This window comes from Subtercola sp. YIM 133946, from assembly GCF_036553535.1.
Lineage (GTDB): Bacteria > Actinomycetota > Actinomycetes > Actinomycetales > Microbacteriaceae > Subtercola.
Genome location: NZ_JAZHPE010000051.1, coordinates 206,055 through 227,724, shown reverse-complemented (window position 1 = coordinate 227,724; position 21,670 = coordinate 206,055). Strand labels below are relative to the sequence as shown.

Here is a 21,670-nt window from a genome sequence, read left to right as displayed (position 1 = left end):
ATTCACAGATGTCGGGCCACAGACGCGTCGGCCGGTGGTACAGAACGGCTCGCAGACGGAGCGCGCCTATTCTAATCGATCGGATTCTGCAGGCTCGTTCGCCGCCTGCTCGCGCTGCCTGGCGACGGCGCCACCCGCACCGGCCTGCCGCACGCGTTTGCGCAGGCTCTTCGGGCTGATGCCGCGTTCGCCGAGGGCGCCCGGGGTCCACGCCTCGACGTCGTCGTCGGAGTACTCGGATTTCGACGCGCGACGCTTCAACTCGGGCAGAACGGCACCGGGGGCGAGCCGGCGCGCGGTGACGAGAAAGCCGGTATGGCCGATCATCCGGTGGTCTGGCCGCACCGCGAGGCCCTCGACGTGCCAGGTGCGCACCATCGTCTCGCTCGGGTCGGGGTTGGTGAAGAGGCCGGTGCTGCGAATGGTCTCGGTGACCCGCGAGAGCTGTGTGACGGTGGCGACGTAGCAGAGCACGATTCCCCCGGGGCGCAGTGCGGCGGCCACCGCATCGATGCATTCCCAGGGCGCGAGCATGTCAAGAATCACACGATCGACGCTGTGATCGGGGTGGATGCTCGGCAGAGCCTCAGCCAGATCGCCGACTGTGACGCTCCAGCTGTCGGGGTCGTAGCCGAGGAACGAGGCCACGTTCTCGCGGGCGATCGCCGCGAACTCCTCGCGCCGTTCGAACGACGAGAGCCGCCCCTCGGCGCCGAGCGCCCGCAGCAGCCAGAGCGAGAGGGCGCCAGAACCGACACCGGCCTCGACCACGGTCGCGCCGGGGAACACGTCTGCCTGGGCGAGAATCTGCGCGGCGTCTTTGGGATAGATGATGGCGGCGCCGCGCGGCATGGCCATGACGAAGTCGGTGAGCAGCGGCCGCAGCGCGAGATATTCGACACCCACCGAGTTGGCGACCACGGTGCCGTCGGGCTGCCCGATCAGGTCGTCGTGAGCGATGAAGCCGTGGTGGGTGTGGAAGGCGGCACCCGGCTCGAGGCTGATGCTGTTGAGCTTGCCCTTCGGCCCGGTCAGCTGCACGCGGTCGCCGGCGCGGAACGGCCCGCTGAAGATGCTGTTCACGCGAGTGCGCCGTTCGAGCCGGTGCGGCTGACCGCGCCGCGGGCATCGGCGAAGGCACCCACGAGGTCGGCGACCGAGCGGCCGGCCAGCGTCGGCCAGAGCACGTCGGCGGGGCTGTCGTCGAGATCGAGCATGTGCGGCACGCCGATGGTCACGACGCCGGCCGCGGCTGCCGCGGCGACGCCGGTTGTCGAGTCTTCGATGGCCAGGCAGTCGGCCGGGGCGACCCCCAGCTCGACCGCGGCGAGCAGGTACGCCTCGGGGTCGGGCTTCGCGTTGGCGACCCGGTCGCCCGAGACGACGACGTCGAAGGCGTCGAACGGGATGAACGAGCGCACGTGCTCGGCCATGCGGCCGATCGACATGGTCACCATGGCGGTCGGGATGCCCGCCTCGCGAATCGCGAGCAGCAACTCCTTCGCGCCCGGCCGCCACGGCACGCTCACGCTGATCTGCTGCATGACCTGGTCGCTGAGCAGCGCCACGATCGCGTCTTCGGTCAGCTGCACGCCGTGTCGCTGCATGGTCTGGGCGGTGCGCCAGAGCCCCGAACCGACCAGGTCCATCGCCTCGTCGTGGCTCCAGGTGCCGCCGTACGATTCGATCAGGGCGGTCTGTGCGCTCATCCAATAGGGCTCGGTGTCGACGAGTGTGCCGTCGAGGTCCCAGAGTACGGCGGCAGGATACAGTTCGGTCACGGGATGCCAGCCTACCGGCACACTCACCGCCCGGCGGGTGCCGCGACGGCCTATCCTTGAACAATCCGCACGGCGAGAGTCGCTCGCAACGGGCAAGCAACCCAGAGGTTTATCACAACGGTGGCACACGGAAACGACGCGCACGACGACCAGGCGCACGGCAACGACGCGCACGACGACCGAGCGCGTGCGAACGATGCGCACGAGGCGCACGCGAACGAGGCGCACGGCAGGGCATTCCTGAACGGGCGGTTGATGATCGTCGCCTTCGAGGGCTGGAACGACGCCGGAGAGGCGGCCACCGGTGCCGTGCGCATGGTGAAAGACGAACTGGAGCTGGCCCTGGTCGCCGACATCGACTCCGAAGACTACTTCGACTACCAGTTCAACCGCCCCACCAGCGAGTTCGACGACGACGGCCACCGCATCCTCGTCTGGCCTACGGCCACGATCCACGGGCCGGCCGCCGGCGCCGAGGGCAACGTCTTCCTACTCATCGGCACCGAGCCCTCCCGCGGGTGGAAGCAGTTCACCAGCGAGGTGCTGAACGTGGCCGTCGACTCCGGTGTCTCGGGCATGGTCTTCCTCGGCGCCATGCTGGCAGACGTGCCGCACACCCGCCCCATCAGCGTCTACTCCACGAGCGAGAACCTGACCGTGCGCACCGAACTCGACCTCGAGCGCAGCACCTACGAGGGGCCGGTCGGCATTCTCAGCGTGCTCGCCGACGCGGCCGAGCAGGCGGGCATCCCGACCGTCACCATGTGGGCGTCGGTGCCGCACTACGTTCACAACGCACCCTCGCCGAAAGCCACACTGGCACTCATCGAGAAGCTCGAGGGCCTTGTCGGCTTCAGCATTCCGCGCGGCGAACTCGTCGAAGAGGCCGCCGCGTGGGAGACGGGCATCGATTCGCTCGCGGGCGAAGACGACGAGATGGCCTCATACATCCAGCAGCTCGAACAGGCCAGAGACACCGTCGACTCGCCCGAGGCGAGCGGCGAGGCCATCGCGCAGGAGTTCGAGCGCTACCTGCGCAAGCGCGGCGACGGTCCGGCCGCGCCGGGCGCCGCCGGTTCGAACGAGCCCTGGCGCCCCCGCGACTGACTTAAGGGTCGGCGGGGCCGGCGGGGTCGGCGGGGCCGACGGGCCAGCGGGCTAGCGGGCGTGCGTACGCCGCAGCAGGCGTGTCGGTGCCCACCAAATGGGCCGAGCCCACCAGACGGGCCGAGCCCACCAGACGGGCCGGCGCCCAGCAGACGGGCCGACGAGTCGAGCCGTCAGGCGGCGTCGTCGAGACGGATGCCCAGCAGGGCATCCAGGGCCGCGATGAGCAGCGGTGCCACCGCGCCGCCCTCGGCGAACCAGGCGTCGAGGTCGGCCAGGGCGCCCGGGGTGTCGAGGTCGTCGGCCAGGCGGCCCCGCAGGCGTTCGAGCAGGGCCAGGGCACCCGGGTCGTCGGCGTCGGTGCGGGGTGCGCCGTTCCACGCATCGAGACGAGCGGATGCCCGGGCGAGGTCGTCGTCGACGTACTCCCAGTCGCTGCGGTAGTGGTGCGCCAGCAGGGCGAGCCGGATGAGCCGGGCATCCACGCCCGCCTCGGTGAGCCTCGAGACGAGCACGAGGTTGCCAAGCGACTTGCTCATCTTCTCGCCCTCGTAGGCCACCATGCCGGTGTGGGCATGGATACTCGCGAACGGCATTCCGGTCAGGGCCGTGGCGTGCGCCGCGCTGAACTCGTGGTGCGGAAAGACGAGGTCGCCGCCGCCGCCCTGCACCGCGAACCCGGTGCCGAGGTGCTGCAGTGCGATCACCGTGCACTCGAGGTGCCAGCCGGGTCGCCCGGCACCGATGCCAGCAGGCCACGACGGTTCGCCCGAGCGGGCGACGCGCCAGAGCAGCGGGTCGAGCGGGTCGCGCTTGCCGGCCCGGTCGGGGTCTCCCCCGCGCTGGGCGAACAGGTCGAGCATCGTCGCCCGGTCGTACCGGCTCTCGAAACCGAGATACCACGAGGTGGCCTCGGCGGCGCGGGCCGAATCGAAGTAGAGGTCGAGGTCGCCCGCGTTCTCGGCGTCGGGCGTCGGCACGCCGTAGGCGAAGCCGAGTTCGAGCAGCTCGGCCGCGGCCGACGCGATCTGGTCGATCACTTCGGTGACGGCGATGTAGTTCTGCGGGGCGATGATGCGAAGCGCCACCATGTCGCCGCGGAACAGGTCGGTCTGCGACGCGGCGAGCTCGCGCCAGTCGACACCGGTCGCCGTCGCACGCTCGAGCAGCGGGTCGTCGATGTCTGTGACGTTCTGGGCGTAGTTCAGGGTGAGGCCGGCATCGAGCCAGAGTCGGTTCAGCGTGTCGAAGGCGAGGTAGGTCGCCGCGTGGCCGAGGTGCGTGGCGTCGTAGGGCGTGATGCCGCAGACATAGAGGCCGGCGCGATCGTCAGCACCCACGCTCGTGGTCTCGACGAGGCCGGTGGCCTGGTTGAACAGCCGCGGCAGGGGGCCTTCGCCCGGCAGCGTGGGAACGTCGGGAGAGCGCCAGGAATGCACTACGTAACTCTAACCGGGTCTCGATACGTGACTTCGCCTCTACTCGACCGGCGCCCGGCCGGTTGAGTAGCGCGAAGCGCGTATCGAAACCCGCCCCCCGCCGGTTGAGTAGCGCGAAGCGCGTATCGAAACCCGCTCCCCCGACCCGCTCAGGCCGCGATCGTGTTCGTGAGCAGCAGCACAGCCACGACGACGCCGAGAACGATGCGGTAGATCACGAACGGCGTGAAGCTGTGGCGTGAGATGTAGTTCATGAAGAAGGCGATCACGACGAGGCCGACGGCGAACGAGACGATGGTGGCGGCGAGGGTGTCGACCCCGTTGAAGATCTCGGGCGTGCATCCGGTCGACGACGCGAGCGCCGCGGTGCACGGGTCTTTGATCGACTTGTAGAGCTGGAAGAACCCGCTGCCGAACACGGCGGGCATCGCGAGCAGGAAGGAGTAGCGCGCCGCCGCCTTGCGCTCGTAGCCCATGAAGAGGCCGGCCGTGATGGTGCCGCCTGAGCGCGAGACGCCGGGGATGAGCGCCAGGGCCTGCGCGAAGCCGTAGATGATGCCGTGCGGGTACGTCAGGTCTTTCAGCCGGCGCTTCTTGCTGCCCACGTGATCGGCGACACCCAGCAGGATGCCGAACACGATCAGGGTGAACACCACGATCCAGAGCGACCGGAGGACCGTCTCGATCTGGTCTTGGAACGCGACGCCGAGCACGATGATCGGCACGCTGCCGATGATGATCAGCCAGCCCATGCGGGCGTCGGGGTCGTTGCGCGGAATGCGGCCGACGAGCGACCGGGCCCACTTCGAGATGATGCGCACCACGTCGCGCCAGAAGAAGACCAGCACGGCGGCCTCGGTGCCGAGTTGGATGATCGCGGTGAATGCCGCACCCGGGTCGCCGCCGGTGCCGATCAGCTCCCCCACGATCTTGATGTGGGCGCTCGACGAGATCGGCAGAAACTCGGTGAGCCCCTGCACGAGGCCGAGGATGATGGCTTGGAAGAACTCCATGTAGTTACTTTCGGTCGGTCGGGTAGGGCCGAGGTCGGGTCAGTACCGAAGCAGCAGGTCGGTCAGAACATCTGTGCCAAACACTAGTGCGTCGAGCGGCACCCGCTCGTCGACACCGTGGAACAGCGCCGGAAAATCGAGGTCGGCCGGCAGCTGCAGCGGCGCGAAACCGTAGCCCCTGATGCCGAGCAGGCTGAGCGCCTTGTTGTCGGTGCCGGCTGAGAGCAGGTAGGGCAGAACCTCAGCCCCGGGGTCGTACCGGTGCAGGCTCGACACCATCTGGTCGACCAGCGGGCCCTCGAAGGCCGTCTCGAGCCCGACGTCTTCGTGCATCACCTCGATCTCGATGTCGTCGCCGGCGAGTTCGCGGATGCGCGCCATCACCTCGACCTCGTCGCCGGGCAGCACCCGAACATCGATCATGGCCTCGGCGCGGTCGGGAATGACGTTCACCTTGTAGCCGCCGCTCAGCAGCGTGGGGTTGGTGACCGTGCGCAGGGTGGCCGAGATGAAGCGCGACGCGGTACCGGTGGCGATCGCCAGCTCTTCGGCTGACACCTGCGTGGGGTCGTGCCCGAGAATCTCGGCCACCCGGTCGAGCAACTCGCGGGTGGTCTTCGTGAGCTTGACCGGCCACTCCTGGCTGCCGATGCGGGCTACGGCCGCCGCGAGCCGGGTGATCGCGTTCTCGGTGTTGATCTGCGAGCCGTGCCCGGCTCGGCCGTGAGCGATGAGCTTGAGCCAGATGAGGGCCTTCTCGCCGGTCTGCACGAGGTACGCCCGCCTGCCGTCGAGGTCGATCGAGTAGCCGCCGACCTCGCTGATGGCCTCGGTGGCGCCCTCGAAGACCTCCGGATGCTCACGCACCATGTAGTGCGACCCGAACACTCCCCCGGCCTCCTCATCGGCGAAGAACGCGATGACGAGGTCGCGCGCCGGCTGCCGCCCGCTGCCCAGGATCTCGCCGAGCGCGGTGAGGATCATGGCGTCCATGTTCTTCATGTCGACGGCTCCCCGGCCCCACACCATTCCGTCGCGGATGTCGCCGCCGAAGGGGTCGACCGACCAGTCGTCGGCGATGGCCGGAACGACGTCGAGGTGTCCGTGCACGACGAGGGCCGGGGCATCCGGATTCGCGCCCTCGACCCGGGCGATGACGCTGGTGCGGGTGGGTGCCGAGTCGAAGAGCTGCGGCTTCAGACCCAGCGCCGCGAGCTCGTTCTCGACGTACTCTGCGGCGATGGTCTCGCCGTTCGACTTGCCGTCGCCGTAGTTGCTCGTGTCGAACCTGATCAGGTCGCGCGTGATGCGGGCTGTTCGGTCAAGGGGATTCGAAGCTGGCGACGTCATGCCTTCACGCTACCTGCAGCCCGGGCCATGGGCGTGCGTTCGGGGGGCTCGTGTTCCGTGCTATCGTCTTACCTTGTTGTTGCAGCAGTGCGACAATGAGAGACACCTGTCCGGGTGGCGGAAATGGTAGACGCGCTAGCTTGAGGTGCTAGTGCCCGTATAGGGCGTAGGGGTTCAAGTCCCCTTTCGGACACCGCAGAGACAACGGGATTGCGTACGGGAATGACACCCGAAACGCAATCCCGTTCTTCATTTGCCCCAAGCTGGGGTAGTGTTTAACAAGAAGTTGCTGTGCCTCGCAGTTCTGAATGCTCGCGGCCAAGCCCCGTTGCCCATTGCGCTTGAAAGATGGATGACAGGCACCGCGCTATCAGGGCCCCGCAGTGGGGTCCGAATAGAACGCTCCTGGAGGAGTTTTAACATGGCAATTGGTACCGTCAAATGGTTTAACGCTGAAAAAGGCTTCGGCTTCATCGCTCCCGAGGATGGCAGCCCCGACGTCTTCGCCCACTACTCGGCGATCGCTTCGAACGGCTACAAGTCGCTCGACGAGAACCAGCGCGTCGAGTTCGACGTGACTCAGGGCCCGAAGGGCCCGCAGGCGGAGAACATCCGTAGCCTGTAATACTGGCTCGTCGAATCTTTGATTCGACATCGCTCAGTTTTAGAAGCGCACGCGCTTCTAAAACTGGATGATGAAGCTCGTTGAAATGCCCTCCGCTTCGGCGGGGGGCATTTCGCTTTATGCCCGGCAGAAAATGGCGGGCATTTTCCTGCTTAAGCTGGTGATATGAGTGACGCAGCCGGAACGAGCCCCGAGAACCCCATCGACAACGACGCCGAGTGGGTGAAGAAGCAGATCGAGGAGTACCTCGCGACCGATGGTGAGAAGCCGACGTTCAAGGGCGGCGCTCCCCTCGTGCTGCTCACCACGCAGGGCCGCACGTCGGGCGAGTGGCGCCGTACGTGCCTGATCGGCGCCGAAGACGAGGGCCGCCAGATTCTCGTCGCCTCCCTCGGCGGTGCCCCCAAACACCCGGCGTGGTACCTCAACCTGCAGGCGAACCCCGAGGTCGTCGTGCAGAACAAGGGCGCGATCATCCGCGGCACCGCCCGCACCGCCACCGCGGAAGAGAAGCCCGCCCTCTGGGCGAAGATGGTCAGCCTCTACCCCGACTACGCCGACTACCAGACCAAAACCGACCGCGAGATCCCTGTCGTCATCGTCGACCCCATCGTCTGACGTTCCACGCCCCGCAAACGCACCCTTTCGGCATAACCGCCTCGTTTCGAAGGGGCGCCCTTCTGCCGAAAGGGTGCGGATGCTCGACCCGACGGCCTGAGGGTCAGAAGCCGGTGGGGGTGTGTGGGGTGTAGGGGGCCTCGAGGGCTGCAAGCTCGTCGGAAGTGAGGGTGAGGGCGAGGGAGGCGACGGCGTCGTCGAGGTGCTGCGTCTTGGTGGCGCCCACGATCGGCGAGGTGACGGCCGGCTGCTGGCGCACCCAGGCGAGGGCGACCTGGGCACGCGACACGCCGCGGGCCGCCGCGACGGAGGCGACGGCATCCACCACGGCGTGGTCGGACTGCTCGGTACCCGCGTAGACCTTCGCGCTGACCTTGTCGGTGTCGTCGCGGAAGGTGCTCTCGCCCCAGGGCCGGGTGAGGCGGCCGCGGGCCAGCGGACTCCACGGCAGCACGCCGACGCCCTGGTCGAGGCAGAACGGATGCATCTCGCGCTCTTCTTCGCGCTGGATCAGGTTGTAGTGGTCTTGCATCGAGACGAAGCGCGTGAAGCCGTTCAGGTCGGCCGTGTACTGGGCCTTGGCGAACTGCCAGGCGAACATGGATGACGCACCGATGTAGCGCGCCTTACCGGACTTCACGACGTCGTGCAGCGCCTCCATGGTCTCTTCGATGGGCGTCGAGTCGTCCCACCGGTGAATCTGGTACAGATCGACGTAGTCGGTGCCGAGGCGGCGGAGGCTCGCATCGATCTGGTTCATGATGTGCACACGTGAGAGCCCGCGGCCGTTCGGCCCGGGCCGCATCGGCATGAAGACCTTGGTGGCCAGAACGATCTCCTCGCGGCGGGCGAAGTCGGCCAGCGCTCGCCCGACGATCTCTTCGCTCGTGCCGTCGGAGTACGAGTTGGCGGTGTCGAAGGTGGTGATGCCCGCCTCCAGCGCCTTCTGGATGAATGGGCGCGACGTCTCCTCGTCGAGCGACCATTCGTGCGTGCCGCGGTCGGGAACGCCGTAGCTCATGCAGCCGAGCGTGATCGCCGACACCTCGAGCCCGCTGCTGCCCAGTTTCACATATTCCATGGTGCGCTCCTTCGATTCGGCATGGTCAGTGCCCCGACCCGATCCACTTTCGTACCAGTGCGATTCTCGCCTGCAGCTGCGTCACGCTCGCCTGCGCCACCGCCGGCCCCCCGCACACGCGGCGCAACTCGGCGTGGATGAGCCCGTGCGGCTCGCCCGACGTCTTCGCCCAGATGCCCACCACGCTGTTCAGCAGCGACCGCTGCTCTTTCAACGTTCGGTAGAGCGGGGCCGCCGGTGCGGCATCCGGATTCTCGACCACGGGCGCCACATACCCCGGCTCGTGCTTGCGGCGGGCCTGCCGGTGCTGGCGGTGCTGCAGCAGCTCGCGCACCTGGTCGGGTTCGAGCAGGCCCGGGATGCCGATGAAGTCGAGTTCTTCGTCACTGCCGACGATCGCCTCGGCACCGAACTCGGTGTTCTCGTAGACCACGCGGTCGAAGGTGGCGTGCGACGAGATGGGTTCGAAGCTGAACTCCTGCTGCAGGGCGTCGGAGGCCTTCTCCTGCCGGTTGGCGGCATCCATCATGTCTTCTTCGGGGGCGAACATGTCGACCTCGGGGTCGCCGGTCTCCCGGCGGTCGAGGGCGTGGTCGCGCTCGAGCTCCATCGCGCCGGCCAGCGCCATCAACGACGGCACGTTCGGCAGGAAGATGGAGGCCGTCTCTCCGCGACGCCGGGCCCGCACGAAACGGCCGATGGCCTGTGCGAAGTAGAGCGGGGTGGCCGCCGAGGTGGCGTAGACGCCGACCGAGAGCCGCGGAATGTCGACGCCCTCTGACACCATGCGCACCGCGACCATCCACCGGCGCGACGAGTTCGAGAACTCCTCGATGCGGTCGCTGGCCTCCTTCTCGTCGGAGAGCACGACGGTCACCGGCTGCCCCGAGATCGATTCGAGCAGCTCGGCGTAGGCGCGGGCCGCATAGTGGTCGGTCGCGATGACGAGGCCACCGGCATCCGGAATCGAGTGCCGCACCTCGCTCAGCCGGCGGTCGGCCGCTTCGAGCACCGACGGTATCCACTCGCCCTTCGGGTCGAGCGCGGTTCGCCAGGCCTGCGAGGTGATGTCTTTGGTGTTGCCCTCGCCGAGCCGGGCCTCCATCTCTTCGCCCGCCCCGTCGCGCCAGCGCATGTGGCCGGCGTACACCATGAAGAGCACGGGGCGAACGACGCCGTCGGCGAGGGCGCGGCCGTAGCCGTAGTTGTAGTCGGTCTGCGACAGGCGGATGCCGTGCTCGTCGGGCAGGTACGCCACGAACGGAATCGGTGCCGTGTCTGACCGGAAGGGCGTGCCCGTCAGCGAGAGCCGCCGGGTCGCCGGCTCGAAGGCTTCACGGATGGCGTCGCCCCAGCTGAGCGCGTCGCCGCCGTGGTGCACCTCGTCGAGAATGACGAGCGTGCGGCCGCTAAGGGTGATGTCGCGGTGCAGTTCGGCGCGCACCGCCACCTGGGCGTAGGTCACCGCGACGCCGTGATAGTGCCGCGCGTGGCGCCCGTGGCTGTTCTTGAACATGGGGTCGAGCCGGATGCCCGCCCGATCGGCCGCATCGGCCCACTGCTTCTTCAGGTGTTCGGTGGGCGCGACGACGGTGATGCGGTCGATGGTGTTGCGGGCGAGCAGCTCGGCGGCGAGCCGCAGCGCGAACGTGGTCTTTCCGGCGCCGGGGGTGGCCGCGGCGAGGAAGTCGCGCGGCTCGTGCTCGAAGTACGCCGTCAGCGCCTCTGACTGCCAGGCCCGCAGCTTTCCGGCCGTTCCCCACGCCGCGCGCTCGGGAAAGGAGGGCGAGAGGTGCTCGGCCGCGCTCGTTCCGATGGGCGGCTTGGAGGAGGGCAGAATAGTCACTTCGAAAGACCTTACCCGCTGTTCGAGCGGCTCGCCCAAGCGGCGGGGTGCGGTGCTGTTCTCGTCGGCAGCGGTGGCCTGTGCCGCTGCGGCGGACCCTCCAGTCATGTCTGATTTCCGCTAGGAGAGTGGATGCCCGCCCGGCAGAATAGACGCATGCACTCCCCCGACGACCCGGTGTTCAAGCGACGCTACCGGGCCATGAAGGCCAAAGACGCCCGCTTCGACGGCCAGTTCATCACCGGGGTGCACTCGACCGGCATCTACTGCCGCCCGAGCTGCCCCGCCCGAACACCGAACCCGCAGAACGTGTCGTTCTACCTCACGGCGGCCGCCGCGCACGAAGCGGGGCTGCGCGCCTGCAAGCGCTGTTTTCCCGACGCTGTTCCGGGTTCGCCCGAGTGGAATCTGCGCGACGACCTCTCGGCCCGCGCGATGCGCCTCATCGACGACGGGGTCGTCGATCGCGAGGGTGTCGATGGCCTGGCGCACCGCCTCGGCTACACGCCCCGGCATCTGACGCGCGTGCTGACCGCCGAGCTCGGGGCGGGCCCGCAGGCGCTCGCCCGGGCACACCGGGCGCAGAGCGCACGCGTGCTGCTGCAGAGCACCGAGCTGCCGGTGACGCAGGTGGTGTTCGCGAGCGGCTTCTCGAGTGTGCGTGCCTTCAACGACACCATCTCGGCGGTCTACGAGACGTCGCCGTCAGCGCTGCGCGAGAAGGCACGGGCAGCCCACCGACTCCTGCCCGGCGAGCGCGACGCCGGAGTGGTCACGATCACGCTGCCCGCCAGGGCGCCCTTCGACGGTGCCGGGGTGATCGACTTTCTGGCGCACCGCGCCGTTCCGGGCGTCGAGACGGTGGTCGATGGCGTCTATCGGCGGGGGCTGCTGCTGCCGCACGGCCAGGCCCTGGTCTCGCTCGAGGTTCGCGGTGACAGCGTGGTGTGCAGGGCGCGGTTGCAGAACCTCTCTGACCTCTCGACTCTGGCCGCGCGGGTTCGGCGGCTGTTCGACCTCGACGCCGACGCCGAGGCGATCGACGAAGCCCTGCGTGAGGTGGCGGAGCTGTGTCGTTCGGTCGACGCGGTGCCGGGCATCCGGGTGCCGGGCGCGACAGAGCCGCACGAGATCGTCTTTCGGGCGCTGGTCGGCCAGCAGGTGTCGACGAAGGCGGCGCGCACCGTTCTGGGGCACCTGGCCGCCGAGCTCGGCGAGCCTCTCGCGTTCGGCGACGAGGCGACGACCACGCTGTTTCCGACCGCCGCCCAGATCGCCGAGGGTGGCCGCGCGGTGCTGCGCGGGCCGGCGAAGCGCATCGACACGATCATTCGGGTGGCCGAGGCGCTCGCGTCGGGCGAACTCGTGGTCGACGTGGGCGTAGCGCAGGCGCAGCTGACCGCCGACCTCGTGGCGCTGCCTGGCATCGGAGACTGGACCGCCGGCTACGTGGCGATGCGCGTGCTCGGCGCGCCCGACGTGCTGCTCGACGGCGACCTGGCCATCAGGGCGGGCGCCGGGCGCCTCGGGCTGCCGTCGGGCCGGCGCGAGCTCGCCCGGTTCGCCGAGCGGCTGTCGCCGTGGCGCAGCTACGCCGGCATGCACCTCTGGCGTGCGGCCCAGCCGGGTACATCACCCGCGGCGCGCTCGTAGGCCGTGGCAGCCACGCCCGACGATCACCCGCGGCGCGCTCGTAGCTGTGACAGCCGCGCCTGGCCGACCACCCGCGGCGCGGTCGTAGGCTGGAAGGGTGATTTCGAAGGAGGATCGACCGTGACCGAACCGCATCCGTGGCGTCGTTATGTGGCGCTCGGCGACTCGTTCACCGAGGGGATCGGTGACCCCGAGCCGGCCAGCACCGGCGGGTTCCGGGGCTGGGCCGACCGCGTGGCCGAGGTTCTGAGTGCCCAGGTCGACGGCGACTTCTCGTACGCGAACCTGGCGATTCGCGGGCGTCTCATGCGCCAGATCCTCGACGAGCAGATCGAGCCCGCGCTCGAGCTGAAACCCGACCTCATCACGATCTCGGCGGGCGGCAACGACGTCATCAGGCCCGGCACCGACCCCGACGCGATCGCCACCCGGTTCGATGCGGGCATCGCCGAACTGAAGCGCGACGGCGCCACGATCGTCATCTTCACCGGTACCGACGTGGGCTTCTCGCCGGTGTTCCGCAGTATTCGCGGAAAGGTGGCGATCTACAACGAGAACATCCGCTCGATCGCCAAGCGCCACGACCTCATCGTGGCCGACCAGTGGGGCCTGGCATCCATTCAAGACCCCGGTTTCTGGGCGCCCGACCGCCTGCACCTGAACTCGTACGGTCACCACGAGGTCGCTCGCATGGTGCTCGATGCGCTGAACGTGCCGAACGACCTGCAGCCGAATTCGCCCGAACCGCTGCCGGTGGCCAGCTGGCGCCAGGCGCGTGCCGGCGACCTGGTGTGGGCACGCGAGTACTTCGTGCCGTGGGTGCTGCGGCGGGTGCGGCACCAGTCGTCGGGCGACGGCGTTCTGCCGAAGAGGCCGGATGCCCTGCCGATCGACTACGCCCTCACCCCGCCGGTCGCCGCCGACTGACCGTCACGCGCCGAGCTTCAGCAGTGTGAGATTGTCGGAGTCGTAGAGAACGGTGTAACCGTCGGCGATGTCTTCGCTGAGAATCACGCGTTGCTGCAGCGCCGACGTCGGAAAGTCGTCACCCTTGCTCGTGTCGGCCACGATGTACTGCGGCCGGGCGGCCAGCCCCGCGAGGGTGGCGAAGGCGGGCACGTCGCCTGCCGAGGCGTCGTCGAGACGACCGAACAGGGTGACGGTGTCTCGACTGGTCAGCTGGGCCGCGAGAGTGTTCGAGGCGGCGACGGTCACCCCCGACGGAATGCGGGCGAGCAGGCTGCGCTCGGCATCCTGACGCGGGGTGTCGGCCCAGAGCGTGGGGCTCAGCGGCTGCGTCAGCGGCGAGAAGGCGAGCAGGATGCCCGTGGCCAGCGCGCTCGCCCCGACGAACACTCGGCGCCACTGCCGCGCCCGCACTCGCGTCAGGGCCTCGACGAAGGCGGCGAACACGATCGGCATCAGCACGGCGCTGTAGTGGTAGTCGGTGCCCCAATAGGCCGGATCGCTCGAGGCGAACCGCCAGAGCAGTGTCGGAACCGCCACCAGCACCAGCGGAGACCGCACCGCGAGAAACGCTGTCGGCACCAGCAGGAGCACGAGGGTGAGCAGCTTCGTGTCGGGCGTGAAGAAGGTGAGCAGCTAGCTCAGCGGGTCGGCCGTGACGACGCGGCCGGTGTAGGCGTCGGTTCCGCCGGTGTTGAACGCCGGAATGATCACGAGCATCTCGACCGCGCTCGCGGCGACGCCGAACGCGGCCGCGAGCAGCGCCCAGCGGCGGAGGCGGCGGGCGGCTGGTGGTGCGGATGCCGGGGTGGTTGCCGGGGTGGTTGCGGGCGGCACGGGCGGCACGGGCGAGGTGGGCGAGGTGGGCGAGATGGGTGAGATGGGCGAGGCGGGCGACGCCGGAATGGCGGACTGCGCCGGTTGTTTCGGCGACGTCGAACCCGAGCGCGCGCACCACGCCACGAGCAGCGCGATCGCGGCCAGGGTGAGCCCCAGGTCTTCCTTCACCAGCATCAGCGGCAGCGCCCACAGCAGGGCCGAACGCAGGCGGTTCTGGCCGAGGGCGGCGAGGCTGAACGCCACCAGCGGCACGGCGAACACCACCTCGTGGAAGTCGAACACGACGGCGCTCGCGATGCCCCACGAGAGTCCATAGCCGACCGCGACCACGGCGGCGGTCCGCCGGCCGAGGCGCCGTGCCGCCCAGAGGGTGAGCGGCACCGCGCCGACCGCCAGCAGCGCAGACTGCGCGAGCAGCAGCGTCTCGGCAGCCGGGAACACGGCGTAGACCGGAGCGAGCGTCGCGAGGATGGGCGAAAAGTGGTCGCCCAGCAGCGACGCCCCCGCGCCCTCGAGCACGGCGATAGGAGGCTGCCCGGCAGCGTAGTTGCGGATTCCCTGCTCGAAGATGCCGAGGTCGTAGCCGGTCGTCAGCAGCTGCTGCTGCCGCTGCACCGCGAGCACGCTGTAGACGGTGAAGAACACGGCCGCGAGACTCCACGCGAGCAGCGCGTCACGGTGTCGCGGTGGGACCGCGCGTCGGCGGCCGGCCGACCGGCGTGCTGCCGGCCGCAGTGGTCGACGCGGGCGGGGTGGCGCGGGCGGGTGTCGTACGGCGACGGCCGCCGCACCCGTGGTCGCGGTTGCAGTGGTCGCAGTGGAAGCAGCCGCGGTCGCGGTGGTGGCAGCGGCAGCGGAAGCAGCTGCGGTCGCGGTGGTGGCAGCGGCAGCGGTCGCCGCAGTGGCGGTGGCAGCGACGGTGGTGCCGGTCGTGTCGGTGGAGGCCATCCCTCCACCGTGCGTGACGAGTTCGAGCGCCGCCTTGGCAGGGTCTGGATGCCCGGTCAGAGCTTGTACGAAACGCCTGTCAGTGCGCTCAGACGCGCAGCGCCCACAGCACCACCGCGCTCGCCGAGGCGACGTTCAGCGAGTCGACCCCGTGCAGCATCGGAATCGTCACGACCGTATCGGCCGCCGCCAGCGCCGCGCGGCCGAGTCCATCGCCCTCTGTGCCGAAAACGACGGCCACGCGCTCGGGCGGAGACGCCGCGTATTCGTCGAGCGTCAAGGCTGTGTCGCTCAGGGCGAGCGCGGCGATGTCGAATCCGGCGGCGTGCAGCAGCGGCACCGCCTCGGTCCACTCGGGCAGCCTGGTCCACGGCACCTGCAGCACCGTTCCCATCGAGACACGCACGCTGCGCCGGTAGAGCGGGTCGGCGCAGCGCGGAGTGACCAGCACGGCATCCGCCCCCAGACCGGCCGCCGAACGGAAGATCGCGCCCACGTTGGTGTGGTCGACGAGGCTGTCGAGAATGACGACCCGCCGGGCATCCCGAAGCAGCTGCTCGACCGGCGGCAGCGCCGGCCGGTGCATCGACGCCAGGGCTCCCCTGTGCAGATTGAACCCGGTGATCGACTCGAGAACGTCTGACGGCCCCACGTAGATCGGCACGTCATCGGCCACGATGCCCTGGATGCCCGCCAGCCACTTCTGCTCGCACAACACTGATCGCGGCCGGTGCCCCGCGGCGATCGCGCGTTCGATGACCTTGCTCGACTCGGCGATGTAGAGCCCGCCGGCGGGCTCGCTGACCCGGCGCAGCGCGACATCGGTGAGGTCGCGGTAGTCGGCGAGAGCGTCGTCGAGGGCTCCGCCGGGGTGCAGGTCGGTAATCTGAATCACGGGCATGACAGTCACTCTGCCAGTCGCCGGAAACATTCCAGAAAACTTCGCTGTCTAGACTCGTGCTCAAGGCTTCGATGCGCGAGAGGGGGCCGACCGTGGCGGTTGTCGATTCAGAGTTCGTCTCTGCGCACTCCGGCGCCCCCGAGGCGCAGGCCGCGGGCGACGCAGCGTCGTTCGAGGCCGCGCTCGATGAGGTCGCCGAACTGCTCGCCGGCAAGCGCCTCGTCATTCTCACCGGGGCGGGCATGAGCACCGACTCGGGCATTCCCGACTATCGCGGCAAGGGCGCGCCCAAACGCAACCCGATGACCTACGACCAGTTTCTGGCGAGCGCCGCGCACCGCCAGCGCTACTGGGCCGGCAGCCACCTGGGCTGGAGGCTGTTCGATTCGGCCGCCCCGAACCGCGGCCACGCCGTGCTGGCGACGCTGGAGCAGGCCGCCGTTCTGACCGGCGTCGTCACCCAGAACGTCGACGGCCTGCACGTGCGGGCCGGTTCGAACCGGGTGGTCGACCTGCATGGCTCGATGGACAGGGTGCGCTGCCTCAACTGCGGCCAGATGTTCGCCCGGGTGAGCGTCGCCGAGCAGATCGACACGGCGAACCCGTGGATGACCGAACCAGACGCCGTGACGGTGAACCCCGACGGCGACGCCGAGGTCACCAACTGGCAGGACTTCATCGTTCCCGCCTGCACGGTGTGCGGCGGAACGCTCAAGCCCGACGTCGTGTTCTTCGGCGAGTTCATACCCAAGGAGCGCTTCACCGAGGCGAGCGACCTGGTGCGTGCATCGGAGGCGATGATCATCGCCGGTTCGTCGCTCGTGGTGAACTCGGGCATCCGTCTGCTCGAGCAGGCCAGGCGAAGGCGGCTGCCCATCGTGATCGTCAACCGGGGTGAGACGAAGGGCGATTCGCGCGCGACGGTGAAGCTCGACGCGGGCACCTCAGAGACGCTGACGGCGCTCGCCGACCGTTTGCTGTCGTAGCGTTCGCCGCCTACGCTGGGCGTACTGCTGACGCCACACGCTCGGAGGATCACCGCCCCATGACCTACCTCGCTCTCGTGCGGCACGGCCAGACCGACTGGAATCTCGCGAAACGCATTCAGGGCAGCACCGACATTCCCCTGAACGCGACGGGCCGCGCAGAGGCGAAGCACACCGCCGAGACCCTGGCCAGCCGGCACTGGGACGGCATTCTGACCAGCCCGCTCGGCCGCGCCGTCGAGACGGCCGAGATCATCGCGAACGTACTCGACCTGGGTGAGCCGGTGGCGGTGCCCGGCCTGGTCGAGCGACACTACGGCGAGGCCGAGGGACTCGACTTCGACGAGCTGCACCGCCGCTTTCCCGCCCAGAGTGTGGTGCCGGGCCGCGAGACGCACTCGCAGGTGCGGCGCCGGGTGCACGACGCGCTCATCGCCGCCGCCGATGAGCGGCCCGGGCAGTCGCTCATCGTGGTGTGCCACGGCGGGGTCATCAGCTCTTTGGTGCGGTTCGCCACCGACGGAGCCCGGCCGCGCGCCGACGAGCGCATTCCGAACGGGTCGGTGCACTACTTCACCTACATCGACGGGCGGCTGCGGCTTGACGAGTTCAACGGCGCGGCCGTCGACGACCTGACGGTGCGGCGGCCAGCTCTCGAAGCAGCCCCAGAAGTGCCCGCGCTGACGCCGCCCAGCTGAACCTCGCGGCCTGTTCGAGGCCGGCCGTCGACCGGGCCCGCCACTCGGCGGGGTCTTCGAGCGACCTGACCTGCGCCGCGGCACGCGCGGGGTCGGTGGCGTCGAAGTACAGGCCCGCCTCGCCGCCGATCTCCCTGAACACCGCGATGTCGCTCACCACCACGGGGGTGCCCCGGCCCATCGCCTCGACGAGCGGGATGCCGAAACCCTCGTTCAACGACGCGGTCACGAGTGCCGTGGCCCGGTCGAGTTCGGCGAGGTACTGCTCATCGCTCGCGCCGTTGTGAAAGACGAGTCTCGCGCCGGGGGCGAGGGCGGCCAGACGGTCGCGGTCGGCGTCTCGAACCGCGCTCATCAGGTGCAGCTCGTAGTCTGGCAGCAGCGGCATCGCCCGCACGAGCGTCTCGACGTTCTTGTAAGGCATGAACGACCCCATGTAGACCAGTGACCTGGCGCGCGGCGCCACGACCTCGGGCGCCGCGTCGAGGGCGTCGGCGGCGTTCGTCACCACGACGATCGGCTTTCTCGTGAGGTGGTGCTGCTCGACCAGGGCCTCGGTGGTCTGCGACACGGTCACCACCGCATCGGCGCCGTTCAGCAGCAGGCGCTGCGGCCACCACGACACGTGATACAGCCGCCAGAGCAGGCGCAGTGGCCACACGAACTCGCGCGGCGGGGTTCGGTTGGAGTAGTAGATCAGGTCGTGCACGGTGAGCGCCAGCGGGTAGCGGCGGCCGAAGGTGCCCATCGTCTGCATCGGGCTGAACACCACGTCGGGGTCGAGCCGGTTCACCTGCAGGGCCACGAGCGGTTCGCGCGGGCTGGTCGGCGGGCTCACCATGCTCCAGGGCAGGTCGGGCAGGTTCTCGAGCTGACGGCGGTCGCTGATCAGCATCGTGATCTCGATCGGCTCGGCCGCCACCAGCTCCGCCAACGCCCGCACGACCCCGGCCGTGTACCGGCTGATGCCGTCGTGGCGCCCCACCCGCGTGTAGCGGCAGTCGAAGACGATCTTCACGCGGTGCGCTCTTCGGCCAGGAACTCCTCGATCGCCCGCGCGGCCGCCACGGGCCGCTCGTAGTGGATGAGGTGGCCCACTCCCCCGAGCACCACCAGCCGGGCATCCGGAATCAGCGTCGCGAGGCGCTCTTCGGCGGCCACCGGGGTGATGTCGTCGCGGTCGCCCGCGATCAGCAGGGTCGGTGCGTGGATGGCGGCGGCGAACTCGGGAATGTCGTTGCTCACCGACGCCTCGAACGCCTCGAGAACGACCGCGCGGTTCGAGAAGGCGCCGAAGAATCTGGCGTGCTGGTCGTGTATCCAGCGGCGCAGGGCGCGGTGCTTCGTCTTCGCCATGGTGACACTGATGAACCGCGTGACGATGCCGAGACGCAGCCACGCGAAACCCGCCCGCTGCGGAAGCCACGCGCCCACCCGGTAGTAGAAGACGGCCAGGCGCGTGAGGATGCCGCGGGGCCCCGACAGGGCGGGCGCGGCGATGGGGTTCACCAGGACGACCCGCTCTGCCTCGAGACCGTCGGCCAGCGCGGCAGAGACGATGATCGACCCGAACGAGTGACCGAGAACCACCAGCGGGCCGTCGACGTCGAGGGCGTCGACGAGCTCGCGCAGCCAGCGGGAGTAGCCCACGATGTCGTGGGTGACACTCAGGGGGGTCGAGATTCCGAACCCGGGCAGGTCGGGCACGATGACGGTGTGGGCAGCCAGCCGGGCGGCGATCGGTTCGAGGCCGTGGTGGTCGCCGCGAAAACCGTGCACGAGCAGGATGGTCGGGGCGGGCGTCGTGGTGCCGGCGGGGCCGTAGGTCCAAAGCTCGGTGGTGCCGCCGAGCACGTCGATGCTGTGGCGGGTGAGCGGCTTGGCGGCGAGCTGTGCGGCGTGGGGATCGGGCGGAATCATCGTCAACAACCTTAGTTCGATCATCCGGCAGCCGTCTGAGGCCCGCCAGCGAACGCAGATGAGGCGCGCACAACGCAAGGCCCTCGTCGCAGTGACACGAAGCACCGTCAACCTGGTCTATCGTGAAGGAGGGCTGCCGGCCCCTTTGAAATGCCATCAGGGAAGGTCTGCTGTGAGCTTTACTGCACCCATTCAATTGCCCGGACTCACGCTCGACCCGCAGTGGTTTCGCCGCTCGGTGTTCTACGAGGTGATGATCAGGTCATTCGTCGACAGCAACGGCGACGGAGCGGGCGATCTCGCCGGGCTGGTGTCGAAACTCGACTACCTGCAGTGGCTGGGCATCGACGGGTTGTGGCTGCCGCCGTTCTTCGACTCCCCGCTGCGCGACGGCGGGTACGACATCTCCGACTACCGGGCTATTCTGCCCGAGTTCGGGTCGATCGACGAGTTCCGCGACCTCGTCACCAAGGCGCACGAGCGCAACATGCGCATCGTCATCGACCTGCCGCTGAACCACACCTCCGACGCGCACGAGTGGTTCCAGCAGTCGCGCGAAGACCCCGAGGGGCCGTACGGCGACTTCTACGTCTGGAGCGACACCGACGAGAAGTACCAGAACATGCGCATCATCTTCGTCGACACCGAAGAGTCGAACTGGACGTTCGACCCGGTGCGGCGGCAGTTCTTCTGGCACCGCTTCTTCTCGCACCAGCCCGACCTCAACTTCGAGAACCCGGCCGTGCACGAGGCGATGTTCGAGATCGTGCGGTTCTGGCTCGACCTGGGTGTCGACGGGTTCCGGCTCGACGCGATCCCGTACCTCTACGAGTCCGACGAGGGCAACGGCGAGGGCGAGCCCAAGACCCACGAGTTCGTGGCGAAGCTGCGCAAGATGGTCGACCGTGAATACCCCGGCCGCATCATGATCGCCGAGGCCAACCAGTGGCCGCGCGAGGTCGCCGCGTTCTTCGGCACCGACGAAGACCCCGAGTGCCATATGGCGTTCGACTTCCCGGTGATGCCGCGCATCTTCTACTCGCTGCGCTCGCAGACGGCGGGCGAGCTCATCCGCACGCTCTCTGAGGTCACCGAGATTCCCGAGACGGCGGGCTGGGGCGTCTTCCTGCGCAACCACGACGAGCTCACACTCGAGATGGTGTCAGAGGAGTACCGGCAGGCGATGTACGGCTGGTACGCCTACGACCCGCGCATGCGTGCGAACATCGGCATCCGGCGCAGGCTTGCCCCCCTGCTCGACAACTCACGGGCCGAGCTCGAACTGGCGCACGCCCTGCTGTTCGCGCTGAACGGCTCGCCGTTCCTCTACTACGGCGACGAGATCGGCATGGGCGACAACATCTGGCTGCCCGACCGCGACTCGTCGCGAACGCCCATGCAGTGGACCCCCGACCGCAATGCGGGCTTCTCCACCGCCGACCCGGGCAAGCTCTTTCTGCCCGTGGTGCAGTCGCTGGTCTACAACTACTCGCTGGTCAACGTCGAGTCGCAGCTGGCGCAGTCGCGGTCGATGCTGCACTGGGTGCGCAACGTGATCCATGTGCGCAAGGCGCACCCGGCCTTCGGTCTCGGCGACCTCAAGATCGCCCCGGCAACCCACGAGTCGGTGCTCGCGTTCGTGCGCTCGTACCAGGGCTCGTCGAACCAGTGGGGGGATGCACCGGAACGCATCTTCTGCGTCTTCAGCTTCGCCCACAACCCGGTCTCGGTGACGATCGACCTCTCAGAGTTCGCGGGCCGCCGCCTCACCGACCTGTTCGGCGGCGGAGAGTTCCCCACCGTGGGCGACGACGGAATGGTCACCCTCACGCTGGCCACGCAGAGCTTCTACTGGCTGAAGATCGGCCAGGTCGCCTCCGAGGAGGTCTACTGAGGGG

Annotated in this window: 18 protein-coding genes, 1 tRNA gene and 1 pseudogene; 9 read left to right on the top strand and 11 right to left on the bottom strand. The window is 68.7% G+C overall.

Going from position 1 to position 21,670, the window contains the following annotated elements; all coding sequences use genetic code 11:
- Positions 1-66: 66 nt before the first annotated feature.
- Both V3W46_RS18825 and V3W46_RS18820 read right to left on the bottom strand, forming a co-directional pair.
- Positions 67-1,083, bottom strand: coding sequence for a tRNA (adenine-N1)-methyltransferase (locus V3W46_RS18825; RefSeq protein WP_331784668.1), 1,017 nt, complete (start codon positions 1,081-1,083; stop codon positions 67-69).
- Positions 1,080-1,781: an HAD family hydrolase gene (locus V3W46_RS18820; protein WP_331784667.1), complete on the bottom strand. Its 702-nt coding sequence runs from the start codon at positions 1,779-1,781 to the stop codon at positions 1,080-1,082. The genes V3W46_RS18825 and V3W46_RS18820 overlap by 4 nt, the downstream gene beginning before the upstream one ends.
- A gap of 255 nt (positions 1,782-2,036) precedes the next feature.
- On the opposite strand from V3W46_RS18820, the gene V3W46_RS18815 reads away from it, so the two are divergent.
- Positions 2,037-2,888: a proteasome assembly chaperone family protein gene (locus tag V3W46_RS18815; RefSeq protein WP_331784752.1), complete on the top strand. Its 852-nt coding sequence runs from the start codon at positions 2,037-2,039 to the stop codon at positions 2,886-2,888.
- 173 nt (positions 2,889-3,061) lie between these two features.
- Here V3W46_RS18815 and mshC read toward each other — a convergent pair whose 3' ends face one another.
- The 3 genes from mshC to V3W46_RS18800 form a co-directional block, all read right to left on the bottom strand.
- Positions 3,062-4,327: a cysteine--1-D-myo-inosityl 2-amino-2-deoxy-alpha-D-glucopyranoside ligase gene (gene mshC / locus V3W46_RS18810; protein ID WP_331784666.1), complete on the bottom strand. Its 1,266-nt coding sequence runs from the start codon at positions 4,325-4,327 to the stop codon at positions 3,062-3,064.
- A 149-nt stretch (positions 4,328-4,476) separates the two neighbouring features.
- Positions 4,477-5,340, bottom strand: coding sequence for an undecaprenyl-diphosphate phosphatase (locus V3W46_RS18805; protein WP_331784665.1), 864 nt, complete (start codon positions 5,338-5,340; stop codon positions 4,477-4,479).
- 39 nt (positions 5,341-5,379) lie between these two features.
- Positions 5,380-6,690, bottom strand: coding sequence for a M20/M25/M40 family metallo-hydrolase (locus V3W46_RS18800; RefSeq protein WP_331784664.1), 1,311 nt, complete (start codon positions 6,688-6,690; stop codon positions 5,380-5,382).
- A 108-nt stretch (positions 6,691-6,798) separates the two neighbouring features.
- On the opposite strand from V3W46_RS18800, the gene V3W46_RS18795 reads away from it, so the two are divergent.
- The 3 genes from V3W46_RS18795 (at position 6,799) to V3W46_RS18785 (ending at position 7,933) form a co-directional block, all read left to right on the top strand.
- Positions 6,799-6,883 (top strand) — tRNA-Leu (locus V3W46_RS18795).
- Between the two features lie 228 nt (positions 6,884-7,111).
- On the top strand, positions 7,112-7,315 hold the full coding sequence (locus tag V3W46_RS18790) for a cold-shock protein (RefSeq protein WP_104243768.1): 204 nt from the start codon (positions 7,112-7,114) through the stop codon (positions 7,313-7,315).
- 165 nt (positions 7,316-7,480) lie between these two features.
- Positions 7,481-7,933: a nitroreductase family deazaflavin-dependent oxidoreductase gene (locus tag V3W46_RS18785; protein WP_331784663.1), complete on the top strand. Its 453-nt coding sequence runs from the start codon at positions 7,481-7,483 to the stop codon at positions 7,931-7,933.
- A 103-nt stretch (positions 7,934-8,036) separates the two neighbouring features.
- On the opposite strand, the gene V3W46_RS18780 is transcribed toward V3W46_RS18785, so the two are convergent.
- Complete coding sequence (locus V3W46_RS18780) at positions 8,037-9,014, bottom strand: aldo/keto reductase (protein WP_331784662.1); 978 nt, start codon at positions 9,012-9,014, stop codon at positions 8,037-8,039.
- Positions 9,015-9,039: 25 nt separating this feature from the next.
- Positions 9,040-10,860, bottom strand: a complete 1,821-nt coding sequence (locus V3W46_RS18775; RefSeq protein ID WP_331784661.1) for a DEAD/DEAH box helicase — start codon at positions 10,858-10,860, stop codon at positions 9,040-9,042.
- Positions 10,861-11,016: 156 nt separating this feature from the next.
- Here V3W46_RS18775 and V3W46_RS18770 point away from each other — a divergent pair, with 156 nt between their 5' ends.
- Together V3W46_RS18770 and V3W46_RS18765 are read left to right on the top strand one after the other, a co-directional pair.
- The gene (locus tag V3W46_RS18770) at positions 11,017-12,513 is read left to right on the top strand and encodes an AlkA N-terminal domain-containing protein (RefSeq protein ID WP_331784660.1); all 1,497 of its coding nucleotides are present in this window, start codon (positions 11,017-11,019) and stop codon (positions 12,511-12,513) included.
- Between the two features lie 120 nt (positions 12,514-12,633).
- Positions 12,634-13,440, top strand: a complete 807-nt coding sequence (locus V3W46_RS18765) for an SGNH/GDSL hydrolase family protein (protein ID WP_331784659.1) — start codon at positions 12,634-12,636, stop codon at positions 13,438-13,440.
- A 3-nt stretch (positions 13,441-13,443) separates the two neighbouring features.
- On the opposite strand, the pseudogene V3W46_RS18760 reads toward V3W46_RS18765, so the two are convergent.
- A pseudogene (locus V3W46_RS18760) lies at positions 13,444-15,267 on the bottom strand (DUF2079 domain-containing protein).
- A gap of 88 nt (positions 15,268-15,355) precedes the next feature.
- Positions 15,356-16,168: a TrmH family RNA methyltransferase gene (locus tag V3W46_RS18755; protein WP_331784658.1), complete on the bottom strand. Its 813-nt coding sequence runs from the start codon at positions 16,166-16,168 to the stop codon at positions 15,356-15,358.
- A gap of 200 nt (positions 16,169-16,368) precedes the next feature.
- On the opposite strand from V3W46_RS18755, the gene V3W46_RS18750 reads away from it, so the two are divergent.
- Together V3W46_RS18750 and V3W46_RS18745 are read left to right on the top strand one after the other, a co-directional pair.
- Positions 16,369-17,154, top strand: coding sequence for a Sir2 family NAD-dependent protein deacetylase (locus V3W46_RS18750; RefSeq protein ID WP_331784751.1), 786 nt, complete (start codon positions 16,369-16,371; stop codon positions 17,152-17,154).
- Between the two features lie 59 nt (positions 17,155-17,213).
- Positions 17,214-17,852 carry a histidine phosphatase family protein gene (locus tag V3W46_RS18745; protein WP_331784657.1) on the top strand — a complete coding sequence of 213 codons (639 nt, stop codon included), beginning with the start codon at positions 17,214-17,216 and terminating at the stop codon, positions 17,850-17,852.
- On the opposite strand, the gene V3W46_RS18740 is transcribed toward V3W46_RS18745, so the two are convergent.
- Together V3W46_RS18740 and V3W46_RS18735 are read right to left on the bottom strand one after the other, a co-directional pair.
- Positions 17,764-18,870, bottom strand: a complete 1,107-nt coding sequence (locus tag V3W46_RS18740) for a glycosyltransferase family 4 protein (protein WP_331784656.1) — start codon at positions 18,868-18,870, stop codon at positions 17,764-17,766. The two genes, V3W46_RS18745 and V3W46_RS18740, sit on opposite strands and share 89 nt — an antisense overlap.
- Complete coding sequence (locus V3W46_RS18735) at positions 18,867-19,772, bottom strand: alpha/beta fold hydrolase (RefSeq protein ID WP_331784655.1); 906 nt, start codon at positions 19,770-19,772, stop codon at positions 18,867-18,869. The genes V3W46_RS18740 and V3W46_RS18735 overlap by 4 nt, the downstream gene beginning before the upstream one ends.
- 172 nt (positions 19,773-19,944) lie before the next feature.
- On the opposite strand from V3W46_RS18735, the gene treS reads away from it, so the two are divergent.
- Positions 19,945-21,666 (top strand): maltose alpha-D-glucosyltransferase, encoded by a 1,722-nt coding sequence (treS, locus tag V3W46_RS18730; protein ID WP_331784654.1) that lies wholly within the window; start codon positions 19,945-19,947, stop codon positions 21,664-21,666.
- Positions 21,667-21,670 lie beyond the last annotated feature (4 nt).